A 22,103-nucleotide genomic window follows, 5' to 3' on the forward strand; every position below is an offset into this window, starting at 1 on the left:
TGCGGAGCATGTCCCGTGGGCTTGCGCCGCTTGCCGTAATCGATGGCCATTGCTTCCCCTGAGCTGGGGTGTTGCAACGACCACTAGAACTCAAGCGGAGCCGCGGGGCCCATGTCCATACGTACCGCGCGCGCCGGACGAACCGGCGGGCGGAACATCGGTCCTCGTCGGTGCTTGTCAGTCCTCGTCGGCGAGGATCAGATACAGCTTCTTCCGGGACTCGTTGATGATCCCGAGAGCCTTCTGGCGCTGCTCGGGCGTACCGGTCTTCCAGACCTGTCCGAACGCCTCCATCAGCCCGAACCCGGCCTGACGGATCTCGTTCACGGTGTCCCAGTCGAAGGTGCGTCCAGCTTCCTCCCACGGGGCGTCGGGCCCCGATTCGGCCTCGGCGCGCCCGGTGTCGGTGAGCGTGAACAGATTCTTGCCGCCCTCGCTCCGGCTGGCGATCAGACCCTCGTCCTCCAGCAGCTGGAGTGTCGGATACACCGATCCCGGACTGGGCCGCCAGGCCCCGCCGCTGCGCTCGCCGATCTCCTGGATCATCTCGTACCCGTGCATCGGCCGGTCCTTCAGCAGCGCCAGGATCGAGGCGCGCACATCGCCGCGGCGCGCCCGGCCCCGGCCACCGCCGCGACCACGACCGCCACCACCGAACGGACCACCGAAGGGCGGACCGAACGGCCCGAAGGCCCCGCGCCGTCCCTCGAAGTCACCGCGGCCCTCGTGACCGGGCCCGCAGTGACCGGATCCCGGCCCGTGATGACCATGCTCATGTCCATGTGAACGCATCGCTACGCTCCTCTCATCGTTGATCTGTCGCGATGCGTCAACGATATATCGGAACACATCGAACGGCAAGCATCCTCCTCACCTCGACGGTCCGCCGCCCGCACCGGTCCCGCCCGGACAGGGCCTAGGCTCGGAAGATGCGGATTCGAATCGTCGACGCCTTCACCGACCGCCCCTTCGCGGGCAACCCCGCCGGAGTCGTGCTCCTGGACTCGGACGGCTTTCCCGACGACGGCTGGCTCCAGCGGGTGGCGGCCGAGGTGAACCTCTCGGAGACGGCCTACGCCCACCCCCTGCCGCCCGGCGGCGACGCCGACTGGGCGCTGCGCTGGTTCACGCCGGCCGTCGAGGTGGACATGTGCGGCCATGCCACGCTGGCCACCGCCCATGTGCTGCGCTCCACCGGACGTGTGAAGAACTCCGTACGCCTCGCCACCCGCTCCGGTGTGCTCGGTGCCACGGCGGACGAGGACGGCACCTTCACCCTCGACTTCCCGACGTCGTCACTGACTCCCGTGGAGATCCCGGAGAAGGTCGCGGACGCGCTCGGTGCCTGGCCGGTCTCGGTGCACGACACCTCCGAGCAGGTCGGCGATCTGCTGGTCGAGCTGGCCGACGAGCGGACCGTGCGCTCCCTCGTCCCCGACTTCGCCGCGCTCGTCGGTTCCTCCCGGCGCGGCATCATCGTCACGGCCGCCGCCGAGGATCCGGGCAGTGGCTACGACTTCGTCTCCCGGTGCTTCTTCCCCGGGGTCGGGATCGACGAGGACCCGGTGACCGGCAGCGCGCACACGGCGCTCGCCCCGTTCTGGTCCGCGCGGCTGGGCCGTACGGAACTGACCGGACTCCAGGCGTCCGCCCGTACCGGACTCGTCCGTACCTCGTCGCGCGGCGGACGGACACTGCTCACCGGCCGGGCGGTGACCGTCATCGACGGCGAACTGCTCGCCTCCCCCTGACGTCCCACCCCGGAGCGCCGCCACAAGCACCGCGGCCACAGCACGAGGGGCGTACGGAGTCTCCCGTACGCCCCTCAGCTATGCCCGTCAGCGCTACGTCCGCCGGCGCCGCAGCGCCACGTCCGCCGGCGCCGCGCACCACCGCGGCCATCCCCAGTCGCGGCATCCGCGGCAGCCGCGGCAGGGCGCGCCCTCGCTACACCGTCGGCAGCCAGTCCACCTTGCCCGCCAGCAGCGCGTACCCGACGAACGCCCCGATGTCGAGCAGCGCGTGCGCCGCCACCAGCGGACCGACCCGCCCCCACCGCCGGTAGAGCAGCACGAACACCACGCCCATCACCATGTTGCCCACGAAGCCGCCGACCCCCTGGTACAGGTGGTACGAGCCACGCAGCACCGAGCTGGCCGCCAGCGCCGCCATCGGAGTCCACCCGAGCTGTCCGAGTCTGCGCAGCAGATATCCGACGACGATGACCTCCTCCAGTACGGAGTTCTGCACCGCCGAGAGAATCAGGACCGGGAACTTCCACCACACGTCCGGCAGCGACTCCGGCACCACCGTGAGATTGAAGCCGACGGCCTGCACCACCAGGTAGAACGCCAGTCCGGCGCTGCCGATACCGGCCGCCACCAGCGCCCCCCGGCCCAGATCCGACCAGGGCCACCGGATATCGAAGCCGATGGCGCGCAGTCCGCTGCGCTCCCTGATCAGAAGGTGCGCGACGAGCGCGACCGGCACCAGGGCGGTGGTGATCCCGAAGAGCTGCCAGGCGAGATCGAGCCAGGGCCGCCCGGGGGCCGCCGACGAGTTGAGCGTGGCCGCCTGGTCACTGAGCGCCCCCGGCCTCGTCAGCGAGCCGATGAAGCTGATGAGCGCGGACACCCCGCTCGCGCCCAGCGACAGGGCCAGCACGAGCACCGTCTCGGTCCGCAGAGCCCTCCGTGAGATGGCCTCCTCGGGAAAAGACCCGGCCACCCGTCCCGCCTCCGCCTGCACGCCCGCCTCCAAGTGAGTATCCCGTCCCACGTCATTCCCGCCCCATGCCGCGCGCGGTGCCGCTAGGGTCTCGAATGCAGGTACGAAGATCGCGTACGACAGGCCGGGGACCATGGGACGTCACAGCTTGCCCCACCAGTCCGTGAGGAGAGCGGGCAGGGCCGGTTCGCCGCGCCGCCGCCGGGTCGCCATCGCCGTCTCGCTGGTCCTCGCCGTGACGGCGGGGGCCGGGATCGCGGTGGGCAGCGGACTGCTCTCCTTCTCCGGCCCCTGTGACCGCGCTCCGGTCCGGGTGGATCTGGTGGCCTCGCCCGATATCGCCCCGGCCCTGCGCGCCGTCGCGGACCGCGCCCGCCGGGACCAGGTGACCTCCGACGGCCGCTGTCTCGACGTACGCGTCGAAGCCCGCGAGAACTACAAGGTGGCGGACCTGCTCGCGGCCGGCACCGCCGCCCCCGACTTCCAGATATGGGTGCCCGACTCCGATGTCTGGGTGGACCGCGCCACGACCGCCAGCGGCGGCGTCGCGCTGACCCCGGCCGGCAATGTGGCCCTCTCACCGGTGACCCTGGCCGCGGTGCCGGCGTCGGCGCGGGCGCTGGGCTGGCCCCGGAAGACCTACACCTGGGCCGGTATCGCCGCGATGGCGACCGAGACGGACCGGCTGCTCCTCGGGTCGGCGGATCCGGCCCGCAGCGCCACCGGTCTGCTCGCGCTCAGCAGCATCTCCGAGTCCTCCCGGCAGGAGGCGCCGAAGAGTGACACCCGGACCGCCGCCACCGCCGAACTACTGACCCGGCGCGTCTCCGACACCGACGCCCAGGTGCTCCGGACGCTCGCGGGCGACGAACCGGCCGGGGACGAACCGGCCGGGGACGAACCGGCCGGGGAGGACTCGACCGGGGACGACCCGGGCGGTGCGAAGGGCGGTGCGAAGAGCGCTCCCCGGCCCAACGAGGCGGTGCTGCTCTCGGAACAGGCGGCCTACGCCCACAACTCGGCCGGCGACGGCTCGGCGCATCTCAGTCTCTTCTATCCCACCGACGGCGCGCCCGCGCTCGACTATCCGTACAACCTGGTCGATGTGACCGAGCTGACCACCGACCAGAGCCGCGCCGCCATGCGGTTCATGCTGCTGCTGGGCGATAAGTCCTCGTACCGGACGCTGGAGCGGCACGGCTTCCGGGTGGCGGACGCGGCGCAGTCGCGGGTGCCGGCCGCGCTGGTCCGTACGGCGGGCGGGCGCTCCCCGCAGCCGTTCGCGGCGGGCGACACCGCCCCGCCGTCGTCCGAAGCGGTCCAGCAGGCCCTGGGTCTGTGGACGGTGACGGTGCAGTGCGCCCGGCTGACGACGGTCGTGGACGCCTCGGCCTCGATGACGGCGCCCGTGCCGGGACGGAAGGGGCAGAGCAGGATGGAGGTCACCAAGGCCTCGCTGCTCGAAGCGCTCGCCACCTTCACACACGAGGACGAGTTCGGCCTGTGGGAGTTCAGTACACGGCTGGACGGCTCCAAGGACTACCGCAAGCTGACGGATACGGTCCGGCTCGGCGCCCCGGTGAAAGGCCGCACCCACCGCGAACGGCTCTCGGACGCCATCACCGCGCTCAAGCCCATCCCGGACGGTGACACCGGTCTGTACGACACGGCCCTGGCCGCCTACAAGGAGGCCCAGGCGGGCTATGTGCGGGGCAAGTTCAACGCGGTCGTCCTGCTCACCGACGGCTCGAACCAGGACGACGACGGCATCTCCCGCGGCGAACTGATCGAGCGGCTCAGGAAACTCGTGGATCCGGGACGCCCGGTGCCGCTGATCGCGATCGCCGTGGGACCCGACGCGGACCGGCGTGAGGTCGACCAGATCGCCGGGGCCGCGGAGGGGGCGGGGTACGAGGTGAGCGACCCCGCCGACATCCGGGCCGTGATCCTGCGGGCGATCATGGCGGTCGGCCACCTCCACGAGTCCTGAGCCCGGCCCGCCGGTACGGGCCCGCCACCGTCCGTCCCCCACGCCGGACCTCCGCCCCACGCGCCCGACCGCCGCCCGCCCCGTACCGTAGCGCCCCGCCGCCGTCCGTCCCCCGCGCCGGACCTCCGCCCGCCCCGTACCGTAACGCCCCCTCCCTAGCGCCCCGCCCTATCCCGGCCTCCCGACGGCCGGCGCCGGCAGCCCCACCGGCCAGGTGTGCACCGGCTCCCCTCGGTGCATCAGCTCGGCGTAACGGCGGGTGGTGGCCGCGAGCGCGGCGTCCCGCTCCAGACCGGACTCCAGCGCCTGGTGGAAGGTCTCCACCTGCCACGAGGCCCCGTTCATCCGCCGGTTGCACCGCCCCTCGATGACCCCCAGATAGAAGTCCCGGTCCGCGGGCTCGATCTGCCACGCGTCGAGCCCGGCCGCGGCGAGCGGCAGCAGCTCGTCGCGTACGAGCTTGACCACCGGCACGGTGGTGATCCCGGCGGCCCGCCCCGGGCGCGGCCAGCGCAGCTCGGCGTCGATGCCATGGCGGCAGGCGGTGTCGAAGTTCGCGGCGGCCTCGGCGAAGGGCAGTCTGCTCCACACCGGCCGCGCGTCCTCGGCGAGCGCGCGCACCAGTCCGTAGTAGAAGGCCGCGTTGGCGATCACATCGGTCACGGTGGGACCGGCCGGCAGCACCCGGTTCTCCACCCGCAGATGCGGTGCCCCGTCGGCGACTTCGTACACCGGACGGTTCCAGCGGTAGACCGTGCCGTTGTGCAGTGTCAGTTCCTGGAGCTCCGGCATGCCTCCTTCGTCGAGCACCCGCAGCGGGTCCACGTCGTCGCAGATCGGCAGCAGGGGCGGGAAGTAGCGCAGATTCTCCTCGAACAGGTCGTACGCGGACTCGATCCAGCGCTCCCCGAACCAGGTCCTGGGGCGCACCCCCTGTGCCTTCAGCTCCGGCGGCCGGGTGTCGGTGGCCTGCTCGAACAGCGGCGGCCTGGACTCCCGCCACAGCTCACGGCCGAACAGGAACGGTGCGTTGGCACCCAGTGCCACCTGCACGGATGCCATCGCCTGCGCCGCGTTCCACACATCGGCGAACCGGTCGGGCGTGACCTGGAGGTGCAACTGCACGGAGGTGCAGGCGGCTTCGGGAGCGATGGAGGACGAGGTGCATGTGAGCCGCTCGACGCCCTCGATGTCCAGGGTGAAATCCTCGCCCCTGGCCGCCACCATCTGATCGTTGAGCAGGGTGTAGCGGTGGACGTCCGAGAGATTCGCGGAGACCACGTCATGCCGGCCGAGCGTCGGAAGAATTCCGATCATCACGATGCCCGCATCGACTTCGCTCGCTTTCCGGTGGGCATATCCGAGACCGGCGCGCAGTTCTTCCGCAAGCTGATCGAAAACTCTTCCTGAGAGCCGGTGCGGCGCTACGTTTACTTCCATGTTGAACATTCCGAGTTCGGTCTGGAAATCACCGCTGGCAATACGTGTGAGCACCTCCCCATTCATCATCCGGGGCATCCCGTCGGAGCCCGCCAGATTCAGCTCGATCTCAAGACCCATGAGATTCTTGGGCCGGTCGAACCTCTCCTCCGCCAGGAGCCGCCCCAGCACCGCCAGGCACTGCTGGAGCTTCCTGCGGTATTTCCGCCGATCGGACAGGTCGGAACCGTCCGGGTCGACCTTCTCCCCCATCGAAGCGTCCCTCCTCGAGTGGGCAGCCGCGGCGTCCGCCGCTCGCGTCACGATCGATAATGCCCAGACTGGGTGATCCGTAACGCCCCACGCGCACCCGGCGACCGGTAGAGTGCCTACGGGAGTCGCGCGGCACATTCCTATGGCATGGCGGTCAGGTTCCGTTTGCGCCGCCCGATGGGCCGGGGAAAACGGCGGCGAGTTTCGGCCGACCCCACCGGGTGAATAATCCCAGGCCAGGCGCCTGCCTTCACTGTTTATCAACAGGAAGTCCGCAGGAAGATGGACCGGAATATGTCTTGCCCGCAATATCTGTGAGAGCTAGCAGAAACATGCCGTGAACACGTGTCGTATAAACTTCGCTCACGAGGCAGAGAGCCGGTGTCCGGTCACGTCCCGACCTTGAGCCGACCTCTGACCTTGGTTGCTGACAGTGACGTCCGCACCGCCCACGCTCCACCTCACGCATCACCCTGTCTCCAGAAGTGAGAGGCAACCCACCATGCCGCTGCATGTCCCCCCGGCTCCCGCGCCCGCGCTGCGCAGCGTTCTCGCGGCACTCGGTTCCCCTACCGCCGTGCGCGATGCCCGCACCCCCGCTCTCCAGTCCGTCCAGGGACCGTTGAGCGCCGAACTGCCGCTTCCCGTCCATGTGCTCAGTCATGTCACCCCGGCAAGCCACAAGGGCACCGCCGAGGGCCGCACACCGCAGACCAGACTGGCGGGCTGGCGGTTCCTGATCCACAGCGGCGACCACGCCGTCGCCGCCGCCGACACCATGCTCACCGCGGACGGCTGGGCCTTCTCGCGCTTCTTCGAAGGCCCGTACATCACCGCCACGGAGCGTGCGCTCCGCCAGGCGGAGACCCTGGGGACCGCCTACCAGCCGAGGCTGCTGTCGGTCCCCGAGCTGTACATGCTCACGCTCTGGCTGCACGGCGACACGGAGGCGGACGCCTCCACCGGCGCACCCGCGCCGACCGACATCCTGGTTCCCCTCGCCCCGGCCCCGCCGGGCTTCGCCGCCCACCGTCCGCACCGGGTGACGGAGTTGCTGCCGATGATCGGACTGAGACTCGCTCCGGCCCCATTGCTGCGTACTCCGGCCTGAGACGCTTCGGCGTTTCTTCCGTACGTTCTCGGCGTCCTGCTTATGTGCCCCGCGGCCCCTTCGGTCGCGGGGCACTCTTTTGCCCATGCGGAGTAGTCATCTCAGGTCACCCTGAACCACCCGAAAGGACAGTCCAGTTGAACTGAACCGTCCGGCTGGGTGACACGTCCTTAAGCAGAAGGAAGAGCTGCCGCGAAATCCCTGCGGATTGCCATCTGTAGGGCAACACTAGGACTGGACCAAACAGATACGGGGGGCGGCCATGACCACATCGAGCCGCAGGACACTCACCACGACACAGCGAAAGAACTCGCCCATGTGCCAGCATCAACCAGCCTGCCCGACAGCCGACTCCGCCGCCCGCGACGCCGCACGACTGATGGCACACCACCCGGAGCAGGGCTGGAGTCTGCTGTGCAACGGCGTCCTGCTCTTCGAGGACACCGGTGAACTGCTGCCGGACGGGAAGATCATCGCCCCGCACCGGCCGCTGCGGACCGAACAGGTCGTGACGGCGGCCTGATACCGCCGGACGGCCTCCGGGCCGCCAAGAGATGAGTGGGGCCGGCCCGGAGATCCTCCTCCGCACCGGCCCCGACGTGTGACACGGACGGACGAGGCACCCGCGCCGTCCTCATCCACCCGCGCCGCGGGCCGTCAGCGTCCGTGCGTCAGTGTCCCTGGTCGTACGCGTCCACCGGCGGGCAGGAGCAGACCAGATTGCGGTCGCCGTACGCACCGTCGATCCGGCGGACCGGCGGCCAGTACTTGTCCGCCGCGGAGACCCCGGCCGGGAAAACGGCCTCGTCACGGCCGTACGGGTGCTCCCACGCGCCACCCAGCGCCGCCGCCGTGTGCGGGGCGTTGCGCAGCGGGTTGTCGTCCCCGGGCCACTCGCCCGACGCGACCTTGTCGATCTCCCGGCGAATGGCGATCATCGCCTCGCAGAAGCGGTCGATCTCGGTCAGGTCCTCGCTCTCGGTGGGCTCGATCATCAGCGTGCCCGCCACCGGGAAGGACATCGTCGGCGCGTGGAAGCCGTAGTCGATCAGCCGCTTCGCGATGTCGTCGACGCTGACACCGGTGGCCTTGGAGAGCGGACGCAGATCGACGATGCACTCATGGGCGACCAGTCCGCCTGGACCGGTGTAGAGCACCGGGTAGTGGGGCTCCAGCCGCTTGGCGATGTAGTTGGCGGCCAGCACGGCGACCTGGGTCGCGCGCTTGAGCCCCTCGCCGCCCATCAGCCGTACGTACGCCCAGGAGATCGGCAGAATGCCGGCCGAGCCCCAGGGAGCCGCGGAGATGGGGCCGACACCCGTCGCGGGACCCGCCGCCGGCTGGAGCGGGTGGTTGGGCAGATACGGCGCGAGATGCGCCCGTACCCCCACGGGACCGACCCCGGGGCCGCCGCCGCCGTGCGGGATGCAGAACGTCTTGTGCAGATTGAGATGCGAGACGTCGGAGCCGAACCTGCCGGGCTTGGCGAGGCCCACCAGCGCGTTGAGGTTCGCGCCGTCCACGTACACCTGGCCGCCCGCGTCGTGCACGGCCGCGCAGATGTCACGGATGTGCTCCTCGAACACCCCGTGCGTGGACGGGTAGGTGACCATCAGAACGGCCAGTTCGGGTCCGTGCTGGGCGATCTTGGCGTGCAGATCCTCCACATCGACGTCGCCGTCCTCACGGGTCCTGACGACGACGACCTTCATCCCGGCCATCACCGCGCTCGCGGCGTTGGTGCCGTGCGCGGAGGACGGGATGAGACAGACGGTGCGCTGTGTGTCACCGTTGGCCCGGTGGTAGGCCCGTACGGCCAGCAGCCCCGCCAGCTCGCCCTGCGAACCGGCGTTGGGCTGGAGGGACACCGCGTCATAGCCGGTGACCTCGGCGAGCCGCTCCTCCAGCTCCCTGATCAGCGTCAGATAGCCCTGGGCCTGCTCGGCCGGCGCGAAGGGGTGCAGCGCCCCGAACTCGGGCCAGGTGACCGGCTCCATCTCGGTGGTCGCGTTCAGCTTCATCGTGCAGGAGCCGAGCGGGATCATGCCGCGGTCCAGCGCGTAGTCGCGGTCGGCGAGCCTGCGCAGATAGCGCAGCATCGCCGTCTCCGAGCGGTACTGGTGGAAGACGGGGTGCGTCAGATAGGCGTCGGTGCGCAGCAGCGCCGCGGGCAGGGCGTCCTCCGTCGTCGCGTCCAGCGCGTCGAGATCGCCGTCGACACCGAAGGCGGTCCACACGGCGGTCAGTTGGGCGCGGCCGGTGGTCTCGTCACAGGCGAGGGAGATGTGGTCGGCGTCGACGAGATGGAGATTGACACCGTCCTCACGGGCGGCGGCGACCACCTCGGCGGCCCGGCCGGGGACCCGGGCGGTGAGGGTGTCGAAGTACGCGCCGTGCACGATCTCGACCCCGCCCGCGCGCAGGCCCTCGGCGAGGAGCGCCGCGTACCGGTGGGTGCGCCTGGCGATGCCGCGCAGCCCCTCCGGGCCGTGGTAGACGGCGTACATGCCCGCCATGACGGCGAGCAGCACCTGCGCGGTGCAGATATTGCTGGTGGCCTTCTCCCGGCGGATGTGCTGCTCGCGGGTCTGGAGCGCCAGCCGGTACGCCTTGTTCCCGTCGGCGTCCACCGAGACCCCGACGAGCCGGCCCGGCAGGCTGCGTGCGAACTTCTCCCGCACGGCCATGAATCCGGCGTGCGGTCCGCCGAAGCCCATCGGCACACCGAAGCGCTGGGTGGTGCCGACCGCGATGTCCGCGCCCAGTTCACCGGGCGAGGTGAGCAGGGTGAGCGCGAGCAGATCGGCGGCGACGGTGACGATCGCGCCGAGGCCGTGCGCCTGCTCGACGACGGACCTGATGTCCCGTACGGCACCGGAGGCGCCCGGGTACTGGATCAGCACACCGAAGACACCCCGCTCGGCGGCCTCGGCCGGGATGCCCTCGCTCAGATCGGCGACCACGACCTCGACACCGGTCGGCTCGGCGCGGGTCCTGATCACGGCGACGGTCTGCGGCAGGGCGTCGGCGTCCACCAGGAAGACACCGCCCTTGACCTTGCCGACGCGGCGGGCGAGCGACATCGCCTCGGCGGCCGCCGTGCCCTCGTCCAGCAGGGAGGCGCCCGAGGTCGGCAGACCGGTCAGCTCGGCGACGACGGTCTGGAAGTTCAGCAGCGCCTCCAGGCGCCCCTGGGAGATCTCCGGCTGGTACGGCGTGTACGCGGTGTACCAGGCCGGGTTCTCCATCACATTGCGCAGGATCACCGGCGGTGTGAACGTGCCGTAGTAGCCGAGTCCGATCATCGGCGCCACCACGTCGTTGCGCGAGGCGAGCGTGCGCAGTTCGGCGAGGACCTCGGCCTCGGTGCGCGCGCCGGGGAGATTCAGCGCCTCCGCGCTCTTGATCGCGTCGGGCACCGCGGCGGCGGTCAGCTCGTCGAGCGAGCCGTAGCCGACCTGCGCCAGCATCTTCGCCTGCGCCCCGGCGTCGGGCCCTATGTGGCGCTGTTCGAAGGGGGTTCCTCGCTCAAGCTGCGCGAGCGGAATGCGGTGGGTGGTCATCGGGAGGCCTCCTGGTCCGACACGACCTACGAGGGGCACCAGGACGCGGGTGCCCGGACGGCCTCCCCCTCTGTCATCTCAACCTGAGAGCTTCACCGGTCCGCCCCGCGGCGGGCCGGCTTTCACCGTCGGTGAGAGCGGATGCCGTCCGACGCCCGCCCTGCTTTCCAGAGTGACCTCGTCCGCGCGGTACGGGGGCCTGAGAGATTCCGGGGAGGATTTGCTCCTTCGGCGCCTCCGGTCGGTTCACCGGAGGACTCTCCCGCACGGGGTCAGCAGCCATCGCCAGACTACCAGCGAGGACTTCCGTACGACTGTCGAGTGGCCGACGCCCCGTTTGTGCACTTTTGTAGTGTTACGAGCATGTGCGACCAGTTGGAGGGACCGTGGAGACCGATATCGATCCGCGCAGTCTGATAGGCCGCAAGGCGTTCGACCGCGATGGCCACAGGCTCGGCACGGTGGACGAGGTGTACCTGGACGACGCCACCGGGGTACCGGAGTGGGCGGCGGTCCGTACCGGGCTCTTCAGCCGTGACGCCTTCGTCCCCCTCGCACCCAGCACACTGGTGGACGACGCGCTCCAGGTGCCCTTCGAGCGCGCGCTGATCAAGGACGCCCCCGACTTCGGCGTCGGCCGCCATCTCTCCCCGGAGCAGGAGCTCCAGCTCTACCACCACTACGGTCTCGCCCTGCCCGAGCCGGAGCCGGAACCACCGGAGCGGCCCGCGTCGCTGTCCGACCGGGACTCCGAACGCGACTTCGGCCGGCTGGCCGGTCAGGACGACTGAGACAGGGACGACCGGGGCGAGGACGCCCGTCCGGACTCCGGCTGTCCCGGACGGCCGGATCCCGGCGGCTCCGGTACCAGGGGCAGCGGCACCAAAGGCAGCGGCTCGGAGAGCGCCAGCTCGGGATCGTCGACCCAGAACGTCTTCACCCGCCCCGGCGCGGATCCCGGTTCCTCGAACCGTACGGTCACGCGCCGCAGCCCACTGCCCTGCACCCAGCCCGCCCCGTACACGGCGTGCCGCACATCGTGTCCGGCCGGGAAGCGCCGCTCGGCCGGTGCCGCCGGCTCCTGGGCCGGGGCGCTCCCGTCCCCCTGCGGCGGTGATCCCGCGGGCTCCACCGGCTCGTCCAGGGCGGCGGGAGGGGAGACGGCGGGCCGCTCGGCCGCGGCGGCCTGGGCGAAGAGATCCTCCTGCGTGAAGTCCGCGAGGCCCGTCACGCCCACCCCCAGCAGCCGTACCCCGCCGGTCGTGTCCACCGACTCCAGCAGCCGCCCCGCGGCCTCCCGCACCACCCCGGGGTCGTCCGTGGGCCCGCGCAGCGTCTCCGAACGGGTCAGCGTCGAGAAGTCGTACCGTCGGACCTTGAGCACGACCGTCCGTCCCGAGTGCCCGGCCTCGCGCAGCCGCCGCACACACCGGTCCGCGAGCCGCTCCACCTCCACGCGCACCCGCACCCGGTCGTGCAGATCGACGTCGAAGGTGTCCTCGACCGACACGGACTTGGTCTCGCGCTCCGACACCACCGGCCGGTCGTCGTGCCCGAGCGCCATCCGGTACAGCGAGGCGCCGTGCGCCTTGCCCAGCAGCCGTACGAGTTCGTCCTCGCCCGCCTCGGCGAGCTCGGCGACCGTGGTCATCCCGGCCCGGCGCAGATGCTCACCCGTCGCGGGCCCCACCCCGGGCAGCGTCCGCACCGGCATCGGCCCCAGCAACTCGCGCTCCGTACCGGGCTCGATGAGCACGAGTCCGTCGGGCTTGGCCTGCTCCGAGCCGATCTTCGCCAGCATCTTGGACCCGGCGAGCCCCACCGAGCCGGTGAGGCCGGTGGCCGCCCTGATGTCCCCCCGCAGCCGCTCACCGGCCACCAGCGCCGAGGCCGTGTCATGGGCCGATCCGCCGGCCTCCAGATCCACGAAGGCCTCGTCCAGACTCAGCGGCTCCACCAGCGGCGAGAGTCTCCCGAGCAGCTCCATGACCTGCTCGCTGATCGTGCGGTAGAGCGAGAACCGCGGCACCAGATACGCCGCGTTCGGCGCGAGCCGTCTCGCCTGGGCCATCGGCATCGCCGAATGCACCCCGAACCGCCGTGCCTCGTACGAGGCGGTCGAGACCACCCCGCGCGGGCCCAGACCGCCCACCACCACCGGTTTTCCGCGCAGACTCGGCTTCGCCGCCTGCTCGGCGGCGGCGAAGAAGGCATCCATGTCCAGATGCAGGATCGTCGGCGCGGATCTCACACCACCGATGCTGCCTCACACCACTGACAATCGGCCGGGGATTGCGGCCCCGGACAGTCTCCCGGCGGGAGTCGAGGCCCGGCGTCCCGCGCTCAGACGGCCCGGTCCCGGCGCCGCCGCGCCAGCTCGTCCGCGGGGTTGTGACCGATCAGCGTCTCGCCGGTGTCGACGCGCTCCCCGTGGAGCTGCGACAGCGCGGCCTGGACATCCCGCCACACCACGCCCACGGCGATCCCGAAGACGCCCTGGCCGCCCTGGAGCAGCCTCACGACCTCGTCGGGCGAGGAGCACTCGTGGACGGTCGCGCCGTCGCTCATGAGCGTCATACGGTCCAGATCCTGGAAACCGCGGTCCCGCAGATGCTGGACGGCCGCCCTGATGTTCTGGAGCGCGACCCCGGTGTCCAGGAACCGCTTCACGATCTTGAGGACGACCACATCGCGGAAGCTGTACAGCCGCTGCGTACCCGATCCGTAGGCCGGACGCACGCTGGGCTCCACCAGTCCCGTACGGGCCCAGTAGTCCAACTGGCGGTAGGTGATGCCGGCCGCCGCGCACGCGGTCGGGCCGCGGTATCCGACCGTCTCCGCACCGGGGTCGGCCGCACTGCCGTGAAGCGGATACGGACCGCCCGCCGCCGTACTGTCGCCGCTGCTTCTCACGCCGACCCCTCCGTCCTAGACCTGCCTTGTCGAAGGTAGGCAGTCACCCGGGGTGCGTCAACGATCGCCACACTCGCCACGCCGAGTGATAATCACCCTGAGAGTGGTTTCCCGTGCCCCTTTTCGGGGAAGGGCTGACCGAATGTGCTGACGGAGCCCGGCTCTGGACTCACCGGCGGCCACTACTGACTGTTGGTTCCGAAGTCCTCCGGCGAGATCTGGTCGAGGAACTCGCGGAACTTCTCCACCTCGTCCTCCTGCTCGTCCGGGATGGCGATACCGGCGTCGTCCAGCACCCCGTCACTGCCGTAGATCGGCGTACCCGTGCGCAGCGCCAGCGCTATGGCGTCGGACGGCCTGGCGCTCACCTCGACACCGCTGGCGAAGACCAGCTCCGCGTAGAAGACCCCTTCACGCAGGTCGGTGATCCTGACCTCGGTCAGCTCCTGACCCACCGCCTCAAGGACATCCTTGAAGAGATCGTGGGTCAGCGGCCGCGCCGGGGCCATGCCCTGCTGGGCGAAGGCAATGGCGGTCGCCTCCCCAGGTCCGATCCAAATGGGGAGGTACCGGTCGCCTCCCACTTCACGCAGGAGCACGATCGGTTGGTTGGAGGGCATTTCCACCCGGACACCCACAACGTCGAGCTCGTTCACACAGTAACCCTAGGACGTGCCCGGCAGGTTTGGGTAGTCGGGCTCCCTCGTGATCAGTGCTGCCGAACCCCGAGAGCCGTCCGGACGAGGGCCGCGTGGAGCCGTACCGAGAGCGCCGCCAGCTCCTTCGTGGTGGCCTCGGCATGGGCTCTGGTCTGCGGATTACGGTGCAGGCGCAGCGGCGCCACCACCTGTTCGACCAGTCCCGCCTCACGCTCCGCGGCGGCCTTCATGGCCCGAAGATGCCTCGGTTCCAGACCGAATCTCCCCAGATCCGAGACAAGTCTCGCGACCGTGACCGACTCGGCGTCGTACGCGCCGTCCGGCATCGGAGTGATGAGGCCGTAGGCCTCCCACTCGTCGAGTCTGCTCTCGCCCACCTCCACGGCGGCCAGCAGCTCCTCACGCCCGATCCTGGCCGCCGTCGGCCGCTCGGGCTCCGGCTCGCCGAAGGTGTCCGCGGACGGCTGCCGCTGCGGCCCCGGGGGGCACGGCCGCGCGCCGCGGCCACGGGCGTCCAGATGCTCCCGGATGACCTTCAGCGGAAGATAGTGGTCCCGCTGCATCCGCAGGACCTGAGCCAGCCGCTCGACGTCCTCAGGACTGAACTTCCGGTAGCCGGAGGGCGTTCTGCGCGGCTCGACCAACCCCTCCGCCTCCAGGAAACGGATCTTGGAGATGGAGACCTCGGGGAATTCCTCCCGGAGACGGCTGAGCACCACGCCGATACTCATCAGCGGGTGCCCCGTGGGGGCGGTGCCGTGTCCGGCACCGCCCGTCGGTGTTCGCAGCATGGACCTTCCCTGAGGGTCACACGCCCCGCTGGCTCGCGTAGAAGACCAGTCGGTACTTGCCGATCTGGACTTCGTCGCCGTTCGCCAGCAGGACCGAATCGATCCGCTCACGATTGACGTACGTACCGTTCAGGCTGCCCACGTCCGAGACGGTGAAGTGGCCGTCCGCACCCCTGCGGAACTCCACATGGCGGCGTGACACGGTCACGTCGTCAAGGAAGATGTCGCTCTGCGGATGACGGCCGGCCGTCGTCAGCTCACTGTCCAGCAGGAAGCGGCTGCCCGAATTCGGACCGCGACGCACCACCAGGAGCGCCGAACCCAGCGGCAGCGCGTCGACGGCCGCCTGCGCCTCCGGCGTGAGCGACGGCAGCGAGGTCTGGCCGGTGACTTCCGAGTCGTACGCCTCAAGACCCGAGATGGAGATCGTGGACGTCGTCTCCGAGGCGCGCTCGGCGGGCACCCCGCCCCGCAGCGGCGCACCGCAGTTGGAGCAGAACCGGCTCGATTCCGCGTTCTGGTGTCCGCACCTCGTACAGACCGGCAAGCCCGCCATCGTGGGATCCTCCTGCCGCGACCGCCCCGCCGGGGCAGATGATTGCCCGAAACCTATGCGGCCGGGACCTGCGGGGTCAACAGACGACGCGCCGGTGGAATCACCGCCCACCTGGTCGCGGAAGAGCGGGCGCTCGCCGCTCTGCTCCTCGCTCTGACCCTGGCGCGACGCGCGATGGCGGGCCGAACCGCCGCCGTCCTCGCGTGCGCTCTTGCCGAACAACTTCCCAAACAACTTCACGGGCGATTCCCCTTGACCGAAACAGACCCGCCCGTGGGGCAGGACGAACCCTGAATGAACACACCTGCCGACCCGGACATCTTGACAACGTCCGTATCCACCGGACAGTTTCCACCACACACCACGCTGATCGTGCGCCGACCCCCCGCAAGCTCATGCCCGCGTCCGACAGCCGCCATGCACCACCGGGTCACCCCGACGACGACCGAGCGTAGTCAGGCCGCTTCGCCGGTCGCAAGGCGTCCACAACGATCTTCTCAGCCCGCGTCACCGTGGCCGTGGCCTGCTCCTTCTCCAGGGTCTGGACCACCCCGCCCGGAATGTTGAGGGCGGGTTCCAGATCCTGCGGCTTGCCGATGACCTCGAACTCGTACGGGGCCGTCACCGGCCTGCCGTCCACCTGGACGTCACCACCCGTACCCGAGAAGTATGTATCCGCGACCACGCGCACCCCGTCGACCTGGATGGCCTCCGCGCCCGCAGCCCGCAGCTCCTGGATCGCGTCGAGCAGCATGTCCGGCGCGACCGTGCCGCTCGGATCGCTGATCGTCAGCGTGATCCCGGGCCCCTGGGCCGCGGCCGTGCCGGCCAGGATGCCGAGCTGCTGCTCCTTCTCCAGCGTCTGCTTACGGGCCTCCTCGGCCTGGTCCGAGCTGTTCTCCAGCTCGGTGCGCTGGTCGTCCAGCCGCTGCTTCTCGTCCTCCAGCCGCTGGGTACGGTCGTCCAGCTCGTCCAGGATGCGCACCAGGTCCTCCTGGCGGGCGCCCCGCAGCGCGCTGTCGTCGTTGTTCGACCTGACCTGGATGGCGAGTCCGAGTCCGAGGACGAACAGCAGGACGGCGACGATGAGTTGGGCCCGGGTGACGCGCGGCGGCCACAGTCCCGCCGCCAACCGCTGCCGGCCGGTGAGCTGTTGGGGCCCGCCCTCCGGCGGGAGCCCCGTACCACCGGCCGTACCGGCGGTACCGTCTTCGTTCCTGGGTGTCTCCACGCTGCTCATCGGCCTCACGCCCGGAAAACATGCCGGCGGATCGCGGCAGCGTTGGAGAAGATCCGGATACCGAACACGACGACCACACCCGTGGACAACTGCGCGCCCACGCCCAGCTTGTCGCCGAGGAAGACGATGAGCGCGGCCACCACCACGTTCGACAGGAAGGAGACCACGAACACCTTGTCCACGAAGATCCCGTCGAGCATGGCCCGCAGACCGCCGAAGACGGCGTCCAGGGCCGCGACGACGGCGATCGGCAGATAGGGCTCGACCACCGCCGGTACCTCGGGCCGGACCAACAGTCCGACCACGACTCCCACGACGAGGCCCAGTACGGCGATCACGATGTGCCCTTCCCGGTATCTGCCGTGCCCCGCCCGTCGCCCTTCCCGGCGTCGGTGGTCCCCGGCTCTGCTGTACGTACGATCAGGCTCGGCGCGGCAGGAAGACGCACCTCCTCCTGATCGGAGATGCTGGTGCGGATGTCGAAGTTCTGCTGCAACGAACGCAGATACCGCCCATCGGCACTGTCCTGGAACGCGGTGCTCAGCCTCTTCCCGTCCCCCACCGCGAGCACCGTGTACGGCGGGACCAGCGGCCTGTTGTCGACCAGTACGGCGTCACCGGCGGCCCGGATCGCGGACAGCGCCGTGAGCCGCTGGTCATTGATGGCGATCGCTTCCGCGCCCGATTCCCACAGGCCGTTGACGACTCGCTGCATGTCCCGGTCGCGCACCCGGCCCGTGTCGGAGAAGCCGCTGCTCCCGCGCGGTCCGCCGCCGCCCGAACCCGACTCCTCGGCGTCGTCGACCACGAGCTTCACCCCGGGACCGCGCACCGGCGTCGCACCCGCCAGCAGGCCGGCCGTCCCACCGGTGTCGCCACCATGAGCGCGCAGGGCGGCTCGCTGGCGCGCCCCCACGTCGATGCGGAGCTTCTCGACCGACTTCTCCAGCTCGTCGGCCGCCGCGGTCTCCGCGTCGATACGGTCGATCAGCTCCTCGCGCTCCTTGGCCACCACCGGCGCCGAGATCCGTGCCTGGGCCGCGCCCACCGTGACCACCAGAGCCGCCAGCACCAGCCCCGCGGCGAGCCAGAGCTTCGCCCGGACCGTGCTCCGCGGACCGCCCTCCTCGGCGGCCCGGCGCGCCGTCGCCTCCGCGTACCCCTCGTCGAGGCTGTGGTCCATCACATTGTTCAGCAGCGACATCGACGCATCGGGGCGAGGTGGCGGAGAAGTGGTGCTCCGAATGGGGGGCGGCTGCGGCATGCCGCACATCGTCGCACGTCGCAGCCGCTACCGCCGAATGGCCCCACCGGTGCGCCGGACCGTCCCGTGGGAGAGGTCCGGCACACCGGTCTCATCCGGCAATTCGTCCCCGGAGAGATCCGGGACTCCCGCGATACCTCTCGTGATACGCCCTAGTGACCGGCTCCGTCGACCACGGCCGACCACTCGTCGAGCAGCGCCTGGGCCGAGGCGTCGTCAGGACCTTCCGCCCACAGATGGGTGATGGCCTCGGCGGGGTCGGGCAGGACCATCACCCAGCGGCCGTCGGCCTCCACCACCCGTACACCGTCGGTGGTGTCCACCTGCCGGTCCCCGGCCGCCTCCACGACACTGCGCATCACCAGTCCCTTGACCGCCCACGGTGTGGCCAGATCACGGCGCAGCACATGGGCACGGGGGATACGGGCGTCGATCTGGCTGAGGGTGAGCTGGGTACGCGCCACCAGACCGATCAGCCGCACAAAGGCCGCCGTACCGTCGAGGACACTGCTGAACTCCGGCACGATGAAGGCACCGCGTCCGTCACCGCCGAAGATCGTCGACTCCTCGCGGCCCACCCGGGTCAGATCGTCCGGCGAGGTGGTCGTCCACGCCACCTGGGTGCCGTGGTACGCGGCGACCTGCTCGGCGATGCGGGTCGTCGTCACCGGCAGCGCCACCCGCCCGCTGCGCCGCTCGGCGGCGACCAGATCGAGCAGCACCAGCAGGGCGCGATCGTCCTCGATGATCCGCCCCCGCTCGTCGACCAGCGACAGCCGCTCGCCCACGGGGTCGAACCGCACCCCGAACGCGGCGCGCGCCGAAGCGACGATCTCACCGAGTCTGACCAGTCCGGACCGTCGGGATTCGGCCGTCTCCGTCGGCCTGGACTCGTCGAGACCGGGGTTGATGGTCAGCGCGTCGACACCGAGCCGGCCCAGCAGGCTGGGCAGAACGAGCCCCGCGCTGCCGTTGGACGCGTCGACGACGACCTTGAGCGCCGCCTCGGAGATCCCCGTCGTATCGACATTGCGCAGCAGCGAGCCCGTGTACGAGTCGAAGACGCTCGCCGGGAAGTGCAGATCGCCGATCTCACCGGGGAACGCGCGGCGGTACTCCTGGCGCGCGTACACCCGGTCCAGCTTGCGCTGGCCCGCCTGGGAGAGATCCGCGCCCCGCTCGTCGAAGAACATGATGTCCACGGAGTCCGGCACACCCGGTGAGGTACGGATCATGATGCCGCCGGCGCTGCCCCGGGCCGTCTGCTGACGGGCGACGGGCAGCGGTACGTTCTCCAGGTCCCGTACATCGATGGCGCTGGACTGGAGCGAGGAGATCACGGCCCGCTTCAGCGCACGGGCACCACGCGAGTGGTCACGCGCCGTGGTGACGGTGGAGCCCTTCTTGAGGGTGGTGGCGTACGCGCCCGCCAGCCGTACCACCACTTCCGGTGTGATCTCGACGTTCAGGATGCCGGAGACACCGCGGGCGCCGAAGAGATGCGCCTGCCCCCGGGACTCCCAGATCACCGAGGTGTTGACGAAGGCACCGGCCTCGATGGTCTTGAACGGGTAGACCCGCACATTGCCCTGGATGATCGATTCCTCGCCGACCAGACACTCGTCACCGATGACCGCCCCGTCCTCGACCCGGGCCGCCCGCATGATGTCGGTGTTCCTGCCGACCACACAGCCGCGCAGATTGCTGTGCTGACCGATGTAGACGTTGTCGTGGACGACGGCTCTGTGCAGGAACGCACCGGTCTTGACCACCACGTTCGATCCGACGACGGTGTGCTCACGGATCTCCGCGTCGGCCTCGACCTTGGCGTAGTCGCCGATGTAGAGCGGCCCTCGCAGTACGGCGTCGGGGTGGACCTCGGCGCCCTCGGCGACCCATACGCCCGGCGAGATCTCGAAACCGTCGATATCGACGTCGACCTTGCCTTCCAGTACATCGGCCTGGGCCTTCACATAGCTCTCATGTGTGCCGACGTCCTCCCAGTAGCCCTCGGCGATATAGCCGTAGACCTTCTTGCCCTCCTTCATGAGCTGCGGGAAGACATCGCCGGACCAGTCCACGGAGACATCGGCCTCGACGTAGTCGAAGACCTCGGGCTCCATCACATAGATACCGGTATTGACGGTGTCCGAGAAGACCTGGCCCCAGGTGGGCTTCTCCAGGAAGCGCTCGACCTTTCCTTCTTCGTCCACGATCGTGATGCCGAACTCCAGAGGATTCGGCACCCGGGTCAGACACACCGTCACCAGTGCGCCCTTCTCCTTGTGGAAGGCGATGAGGTCGGTCAGATCGAAGTCGGTGAGCGCGTCGCCGGAAATGACGAGGAAGGCATCGTCCTTCAGCGCCTCCTCGGCGTTCTTGACGCTCCCCGCGGTGCCGAGCGGCTTCTCCTCGTTGGCGTAGGTGAGCTCCATGCCGAGCTCTTCACCATCACCGAAATAATTCTTGACGAGGGAGGCAAGGAATTGCACGGTTACGACGGTCTCGCTGAGTCCATGGCGCTTGAGCAACCGCAGTACGTGCTCCATGATCGGCCGATTCACCACCGGCAGGAGCGGTTTGGGCATACTCGAGGTCATTGGGCGAAGCCGAGTTCCTTCGCCACCAGCCATCACGACGGCCTTCATGTCGGAAGCGTCCTCCTTGAAGAGACGGTCTCGCCGACTTCACCCGTCCGGACAGCGGCCCCTAAACGTCAGGCGTGGGCCGGCGACACTGCACGGCTCACATCGACGAGCTAATCGGCCGCGGTGTCCGCCTTGACGAGCCGGCGGACCTGGACCACATACAGGATCCCTGCCCACCAATAGAGGGTCGTACCCCATCCGGCGAACGCCCATCCGAAAACTTCGGCGAGTGACGCAAGCCAGCCGCTTCCGTCACTGAGGAGCAGGAGCGGGAAGGCGTACATCAAGTTGAAGGTAGCCGCCTTCCCCAGGAAGTTCACCTGGGGCGGCGGATAGCCGTGCCTGCGAAGGATGCCCACCATCACCAGCAGCATCAGCTCGCGGGCCACAAGAGCCGCGGTGAGCCACAGTGGCAGGATCTCCCGCCAGGTGAGACCGACCAGGGTGGAAAGGATGTACAGCCGGTCCGCGGCGGGGTCCAGGAGCCGGCCGAGACTGCTGATCTGGTTCCAGCGACGGGCCAGCTTGCCGTCGAGGTAGTCGCTGACACCGCTCAGCATCAGCACCAGCAACGCCCAGCCGTCGCTGTTCGGTCCCCCGAACTCGGGGCGGAGGATCAGCCACAGGAAGAGGGGGACGCCGACGAGACGGGCCATGCTGAGGATGTTGGGGATGGTGAGCACCCGGTCCGTCTGAACGCGAGTCTCCTGGACCTCCACCCGGGGGCCTCCTGTGTGGAACGTGCCAATGATGCCTCCTGACCCTACCCTCAGCGCCGGCGGCTCAGCGCAAGGGGGTAGCAACCGGACATCGGAGGCACGGAGACAACGGGTGCGACGAGCACGCGAATACGGTCCCGGAAAGTCCTGGAAAGAAAAAGTCCTGGAACGCAGAAGTGCCCCGTACCGGATAACCGGCACAGGGCACTTCACACAATAATTGTTCGGCG

19 protein-coding genes and 1 riboswitch are annotated in these 22,103 nt (G+C 69.7%); of the genes, 5 read left to right on the forward strand and 14 right to left on the reverse strand.

Translation table 11 applies throughout. The features are described from left to right. Positions 1-177 precede the first annotated feature (177 nt). On the reverse strand, positions 178-792 hold the full coding sequence (locus tag ACWGDX_RS37095; protein WP_453632921.1) for a PadR family transcriptional regulator: 615 nt from the start codon (positions 790-792) through the stop codon (positions 178-180). A 137-nt stretch (positions 793-929) separates the two neighbouring features. On the opposite strand from ACWGDX_RS37095, the gene ACWGDX_RS37100 reads away from it, so the two are divergent. Next, entirely contained in the window at positions 930-1,751 is an 822-nt protein-coding gene (locus ACWGDX_RS37100; RefSeq protein ID WP_453632923.1) for a PhzF family phenazine biosynthesis protein, read from the forward strand. Positions 1,752-1,947: 196 nt separating this feature from the next. On the opposite strand, the gene ACWGDX_RS37105 is transcribed toward ACWGDX_RS37100, so the two are convergent. After that, the gene (locus ACWGDX_RS37105; protein WP_453632945.1) at positions 1,948-2,748 is read right to left on the reverse strand and encodes a CPBP family intramembrane glutamic endopeptidase; all 801 of its coding nucleotides are present in this window, start codon (positions 2,746-2,748) and stop codon (positions 1,948-1,950) included. A gap of 112 nt (positions 2,749-2,860) precedes the next feature. Between ACWGDX_RS37105 and ACWGDX_RS37110 the strand changes: the two genes are divergently transcribed. Beyond that, a complete protein-coding gene (locus ACWGDX_RS37110) occupies positions 2,861-4,717 on the forward strand; it encodes a substrate-binding domain-containing protein (protein WP_453632925.1) in 1,857 nt (618 codons plus the stop codon). Positions 4,718-4,885: 168 nt separating this feature from the next. Here the strand turns inward: ACWGDX_RS37110 and ACWGDX_RS37115 are convergent, their stop codons facing one another. Then, positions 4,886-6,409: a glutamate--cysteine ligase gene (locus ACWGDX_RS37115; RefSeq protein WP_453632927.1), complete on the reverse strand. Its 1,524-nt coding sequence runs from the start codon at positions 6,407-6,409 to the stop codon at positions 4,886-4,888. A gap of 502 nt (positions 6,410-6,911) precedes the next feature. Here ACWGDX_RS37115 and ACWGDX_RS37120 point away from each other — a divergent pair. Together ACWGDX_RS37120 and ACWGDX_RS37125 are read left to right on the forward strand one after the other, a co-directional pair. Then, positions 6,912-7,520, forward strand: coding sequence for a hypothetical protein (locus tag ACWGDX_RS37120; RefSeq protein WP_453632929.1), 609 nt, complete (start codon positions 6,912-6,914; stop codon positions 7,518-7,520). 316 nt (positions 7,521-7,836) lie between these two features. Further along, positions 7,837-8,043 (forward strand): DUF5999 family protein, encoded by a 207-nt coding sequence (locus ACWGDX_RS37125; protein WP_363081660.1) that lies wholly within the window; start codon positions 7,837-7,839, stop codon positions 8,041-8,043. Between the two features lie 148 nt (positions 8,044-8,191). Here ACWGDX_RS37125 and gcvP read toward each other — a convergent pair whose 3' ends face one another. Then, positions 8,192-11,083 (reverse strand): aminomethyl-transferring glycine dehydrogenase, encoded by a 2,892-nt coding sequence (gcvP, locus tag ACWGDX_RS37130; protein WP_453632931.1) that lies wholly within the window; start codon positions 11,081-11,083, stop codon positions 8,192-8,194. 177 nt (positions 11,084-11,260) lie between these two features. Beyond that, positions 11,261-11,358: riboswitch (glycine riboswitch) on the reverse strand. A gap of 111 nt (positions 11,359-11,469) precedes the next feature. Here gcvP and ACWGDX_RS37135 point away from each other — a divergent pair. Further along, positions 11,470-11,874 (forward strand): PRC-barrel domain-containing protein, encoded by a 405-nt coding sequence (locus ACWGDX_RS37135; protein ID WP_453632933.1) that lies wholly within the window; start codon positions 11,470-11,472, stop codon positions 11,872-11,874. Here the strand turns inward: ACWGDX_RS37135 and ACWGDX_RS37140 are convergent. From ACWGDX_RS37140 to ACWGDX_RS37185, 10 genes are all read right to left on the reverse strand, one after another. Continuing rightward, positions 11,862-13,334, reverse strand: a complete 1,473-nt coding sequence (locus ACWGDX_RS37140) for a DNA polymerase IV (RefSeq protein ID WP_453632935.1) — start codon at positions 13,332-13,334, stop codon at positions 11,862-11,864. The two genes, ACWGDX_RS37135 and ACWGDX_RS37140, sit on opposite strands and share 13 nt — an antisense overlap. A gap of 92 nt (positions 13,335-13,426) precedes the next feature. Continuing rightward, positions 13,427-13,996, reverse strand: coding sequence for a MerR family transcriptional regulator (locus tag ACWGDX_RS37145; RefSeq protein ID WP_363081655.1), 570 nt, complete (start codon positions 13,994-13,996; stop codon positions 13,427-13,429). A 182-nt stretch (positions 13,997-14,178) separates the two neighbouring features. Further along, positions 14,179-14,652: a bifunctional nuclease family protein gene (locus tag ACWGDX_RS37150; RefSeq protein ID WP_006123076.1), complete on the reverse strand. Its 474-nt coding sequence runs from the start codon at positions 14,650-14,652 to the stop codon at positions 14,179-14,181. 53 nt (positions 14,653-14,705) lie between these two features. After that, positions 14,706-15,446, reverse strand: a complete 741-nt coding sequence (ftsR, locus tag ACWGDX_RS37155; RefSeq protein ID WP_453632938.1) for a transcriptional regulator FtsR — start codon at positions 15,444-15,446, stop codon at positions 14,706-14,708. A gap of 16 nt (positions 15,447-15,462) precedes the next feature. Next, complete coding sequence (locus tag ACWGDX_RS37160) at positions 15,463-16,284, reverse strand: FHA domain-containing protein (RefSeq protein WP_453632947.1); 822 nt, start codon at positions 16,282-16,284, stop codon at positions 15,463-15,465. Positions 16,285-16,432: 148 nt separating this feature from the next. Beyond that, complete coding sequence (locus ACWGDX_RS37165) at positions 16,433-17,242, reverse strand: DUF881 domain-containing protein (RefSeq protein ID WP_453632940.1); 810 nt, start codon at positions 17,240-17,242, stop codon at positions 16,433-16,435. Between the two features lie 5 nt (positions 17,243-17,247). After that, positions 17,248-17,580: a small basic family protein gene (locus tag ACWGDX_RS37170; protein ID WP_023543062.1), complete on the reverse strand. Its 333-nt coding sequence runs from the start codon at positions 17,578-17,580 to the stop codon at positions 17,248-17,250. After that, a complete protein-coding gene (locus tag ACWGDX_RS37175) occupies positions 17,577-18,506 on the reverse strand; it encodes a DUF881 domain-containing protein (RefSeq protein ID WP_453632942.1) in 930 nt (309 codons plus the stop codon). The genes ACWGDX_RS37170 and ACWGDX_RS37175 overlap by 4 nt, the downstream gene beginning before the upstream one ends. Positions 18,507-18,658: 152 nt before the next feature. Continuing rightward, on the reverse strand, positions 18,659-21,154 hold the full coding sequence (locus ACWGDX_RS37180) for a mannose-1-phosphate guanyltransferase (protein ID WP_363085955.1): 2,496 nt from the start codon (positions 21,152-21,154) through the stop codon (positions 18,659-18,661). Between the two features lie 110 nt (positions 21,155-21,264). Beyond that, a complete protein-coding gene (locus ACWGDX_RS37185) occupies positions 21,265-21,873 on the reverse strand; it encodes a CDP-alcohol phosphatidyltransferase family protein (protein ID WP_066949929.1) in 609 nt (202 codons plus the stop codon). Between the last annotated feature and the right edge of the window lie 230 nt (positions 21,874-22,103).

Source organism: Streptomyces sp. NPDC055025 (assembly GCF_053608565.1).

Coding starts and splice junctions, on each gene's coding strand:
- ACWGDX_RS37165 (WP_453632940.1), bottom strand. CDS start 17,242: ATGAGCAGCGTGGAGACACCCAGGAACGAAGACGGTACCGCCGGTACG.
- ACWGDX_RS37110 (WP_453632925.1), top strand. CDS start 2,861: ATGGGACGTCACAGCTTGCCCCACCAGTCCGTGAGGAGAGCGGGCAGG.
- ACWGDX_RS37180 (WP_363085955.1), bottom strand. CDS start 21,154: ATGAAGGCCGTCGTGATGGCTGGTGGCGAAGGAACTCGGCTTCGCCCA.
- ACWGDX_RS37100 (WP_453632923.1), top strand. CDS start 930: ATGCGGATTCGAATCGTCGACGCCTTCACCGACCGCCCCTTCGCGGGC.
- ftsR (WP_453632938.1), bottom strand. CDS start 15,446: ATGCTGCGAACACCGACGGGCGGTGCCGGACACGGCACCGCCCCCACG.
- gcvP (WP_453632931.1), bottom strand. CDS start 11,083: ATGACCACCCACCGCATTCCGCTCGCGCAGCTTGAGCGAGGAACCCCC.
- ACWGDX_RS37125 (WP_363081660.1), top strand. CDS start 7,837: ATGTGCCAGCATCAACCAGCCTGCCCGACAGCCGACTCCGCCGCCCGC.
- ACWGDX_RS37175 (WP_453632942.1), bottom strand. CDS start 18,506: ATGCCGCAGCCGCCCCCCATTCGGAGCACCACTTCTCCGCCACCTCGC.
- ACWGDX_RS37095 (WP_453632921.1), bottom strand. CDS start 792: ATGCGTTCACATGGACATGAGCATGGTCATCACGGGCCGGGATCCGGT.
- ACWGDX_RS37115 (WP_453632927.1), bottom strand. CDS start 6,409: ATGGGGGAGAAGGTCGACCCGGACGGTTCCGACCTGTCCGATCGGCGG.
- ACWGDX_RS37120 (WP_453632929.1), top strand. CDS start 6,912: ATGCCGCTGCATGTCCCCCCGGCTCCCGCGCCCGCGCTGCGCAGCGTT.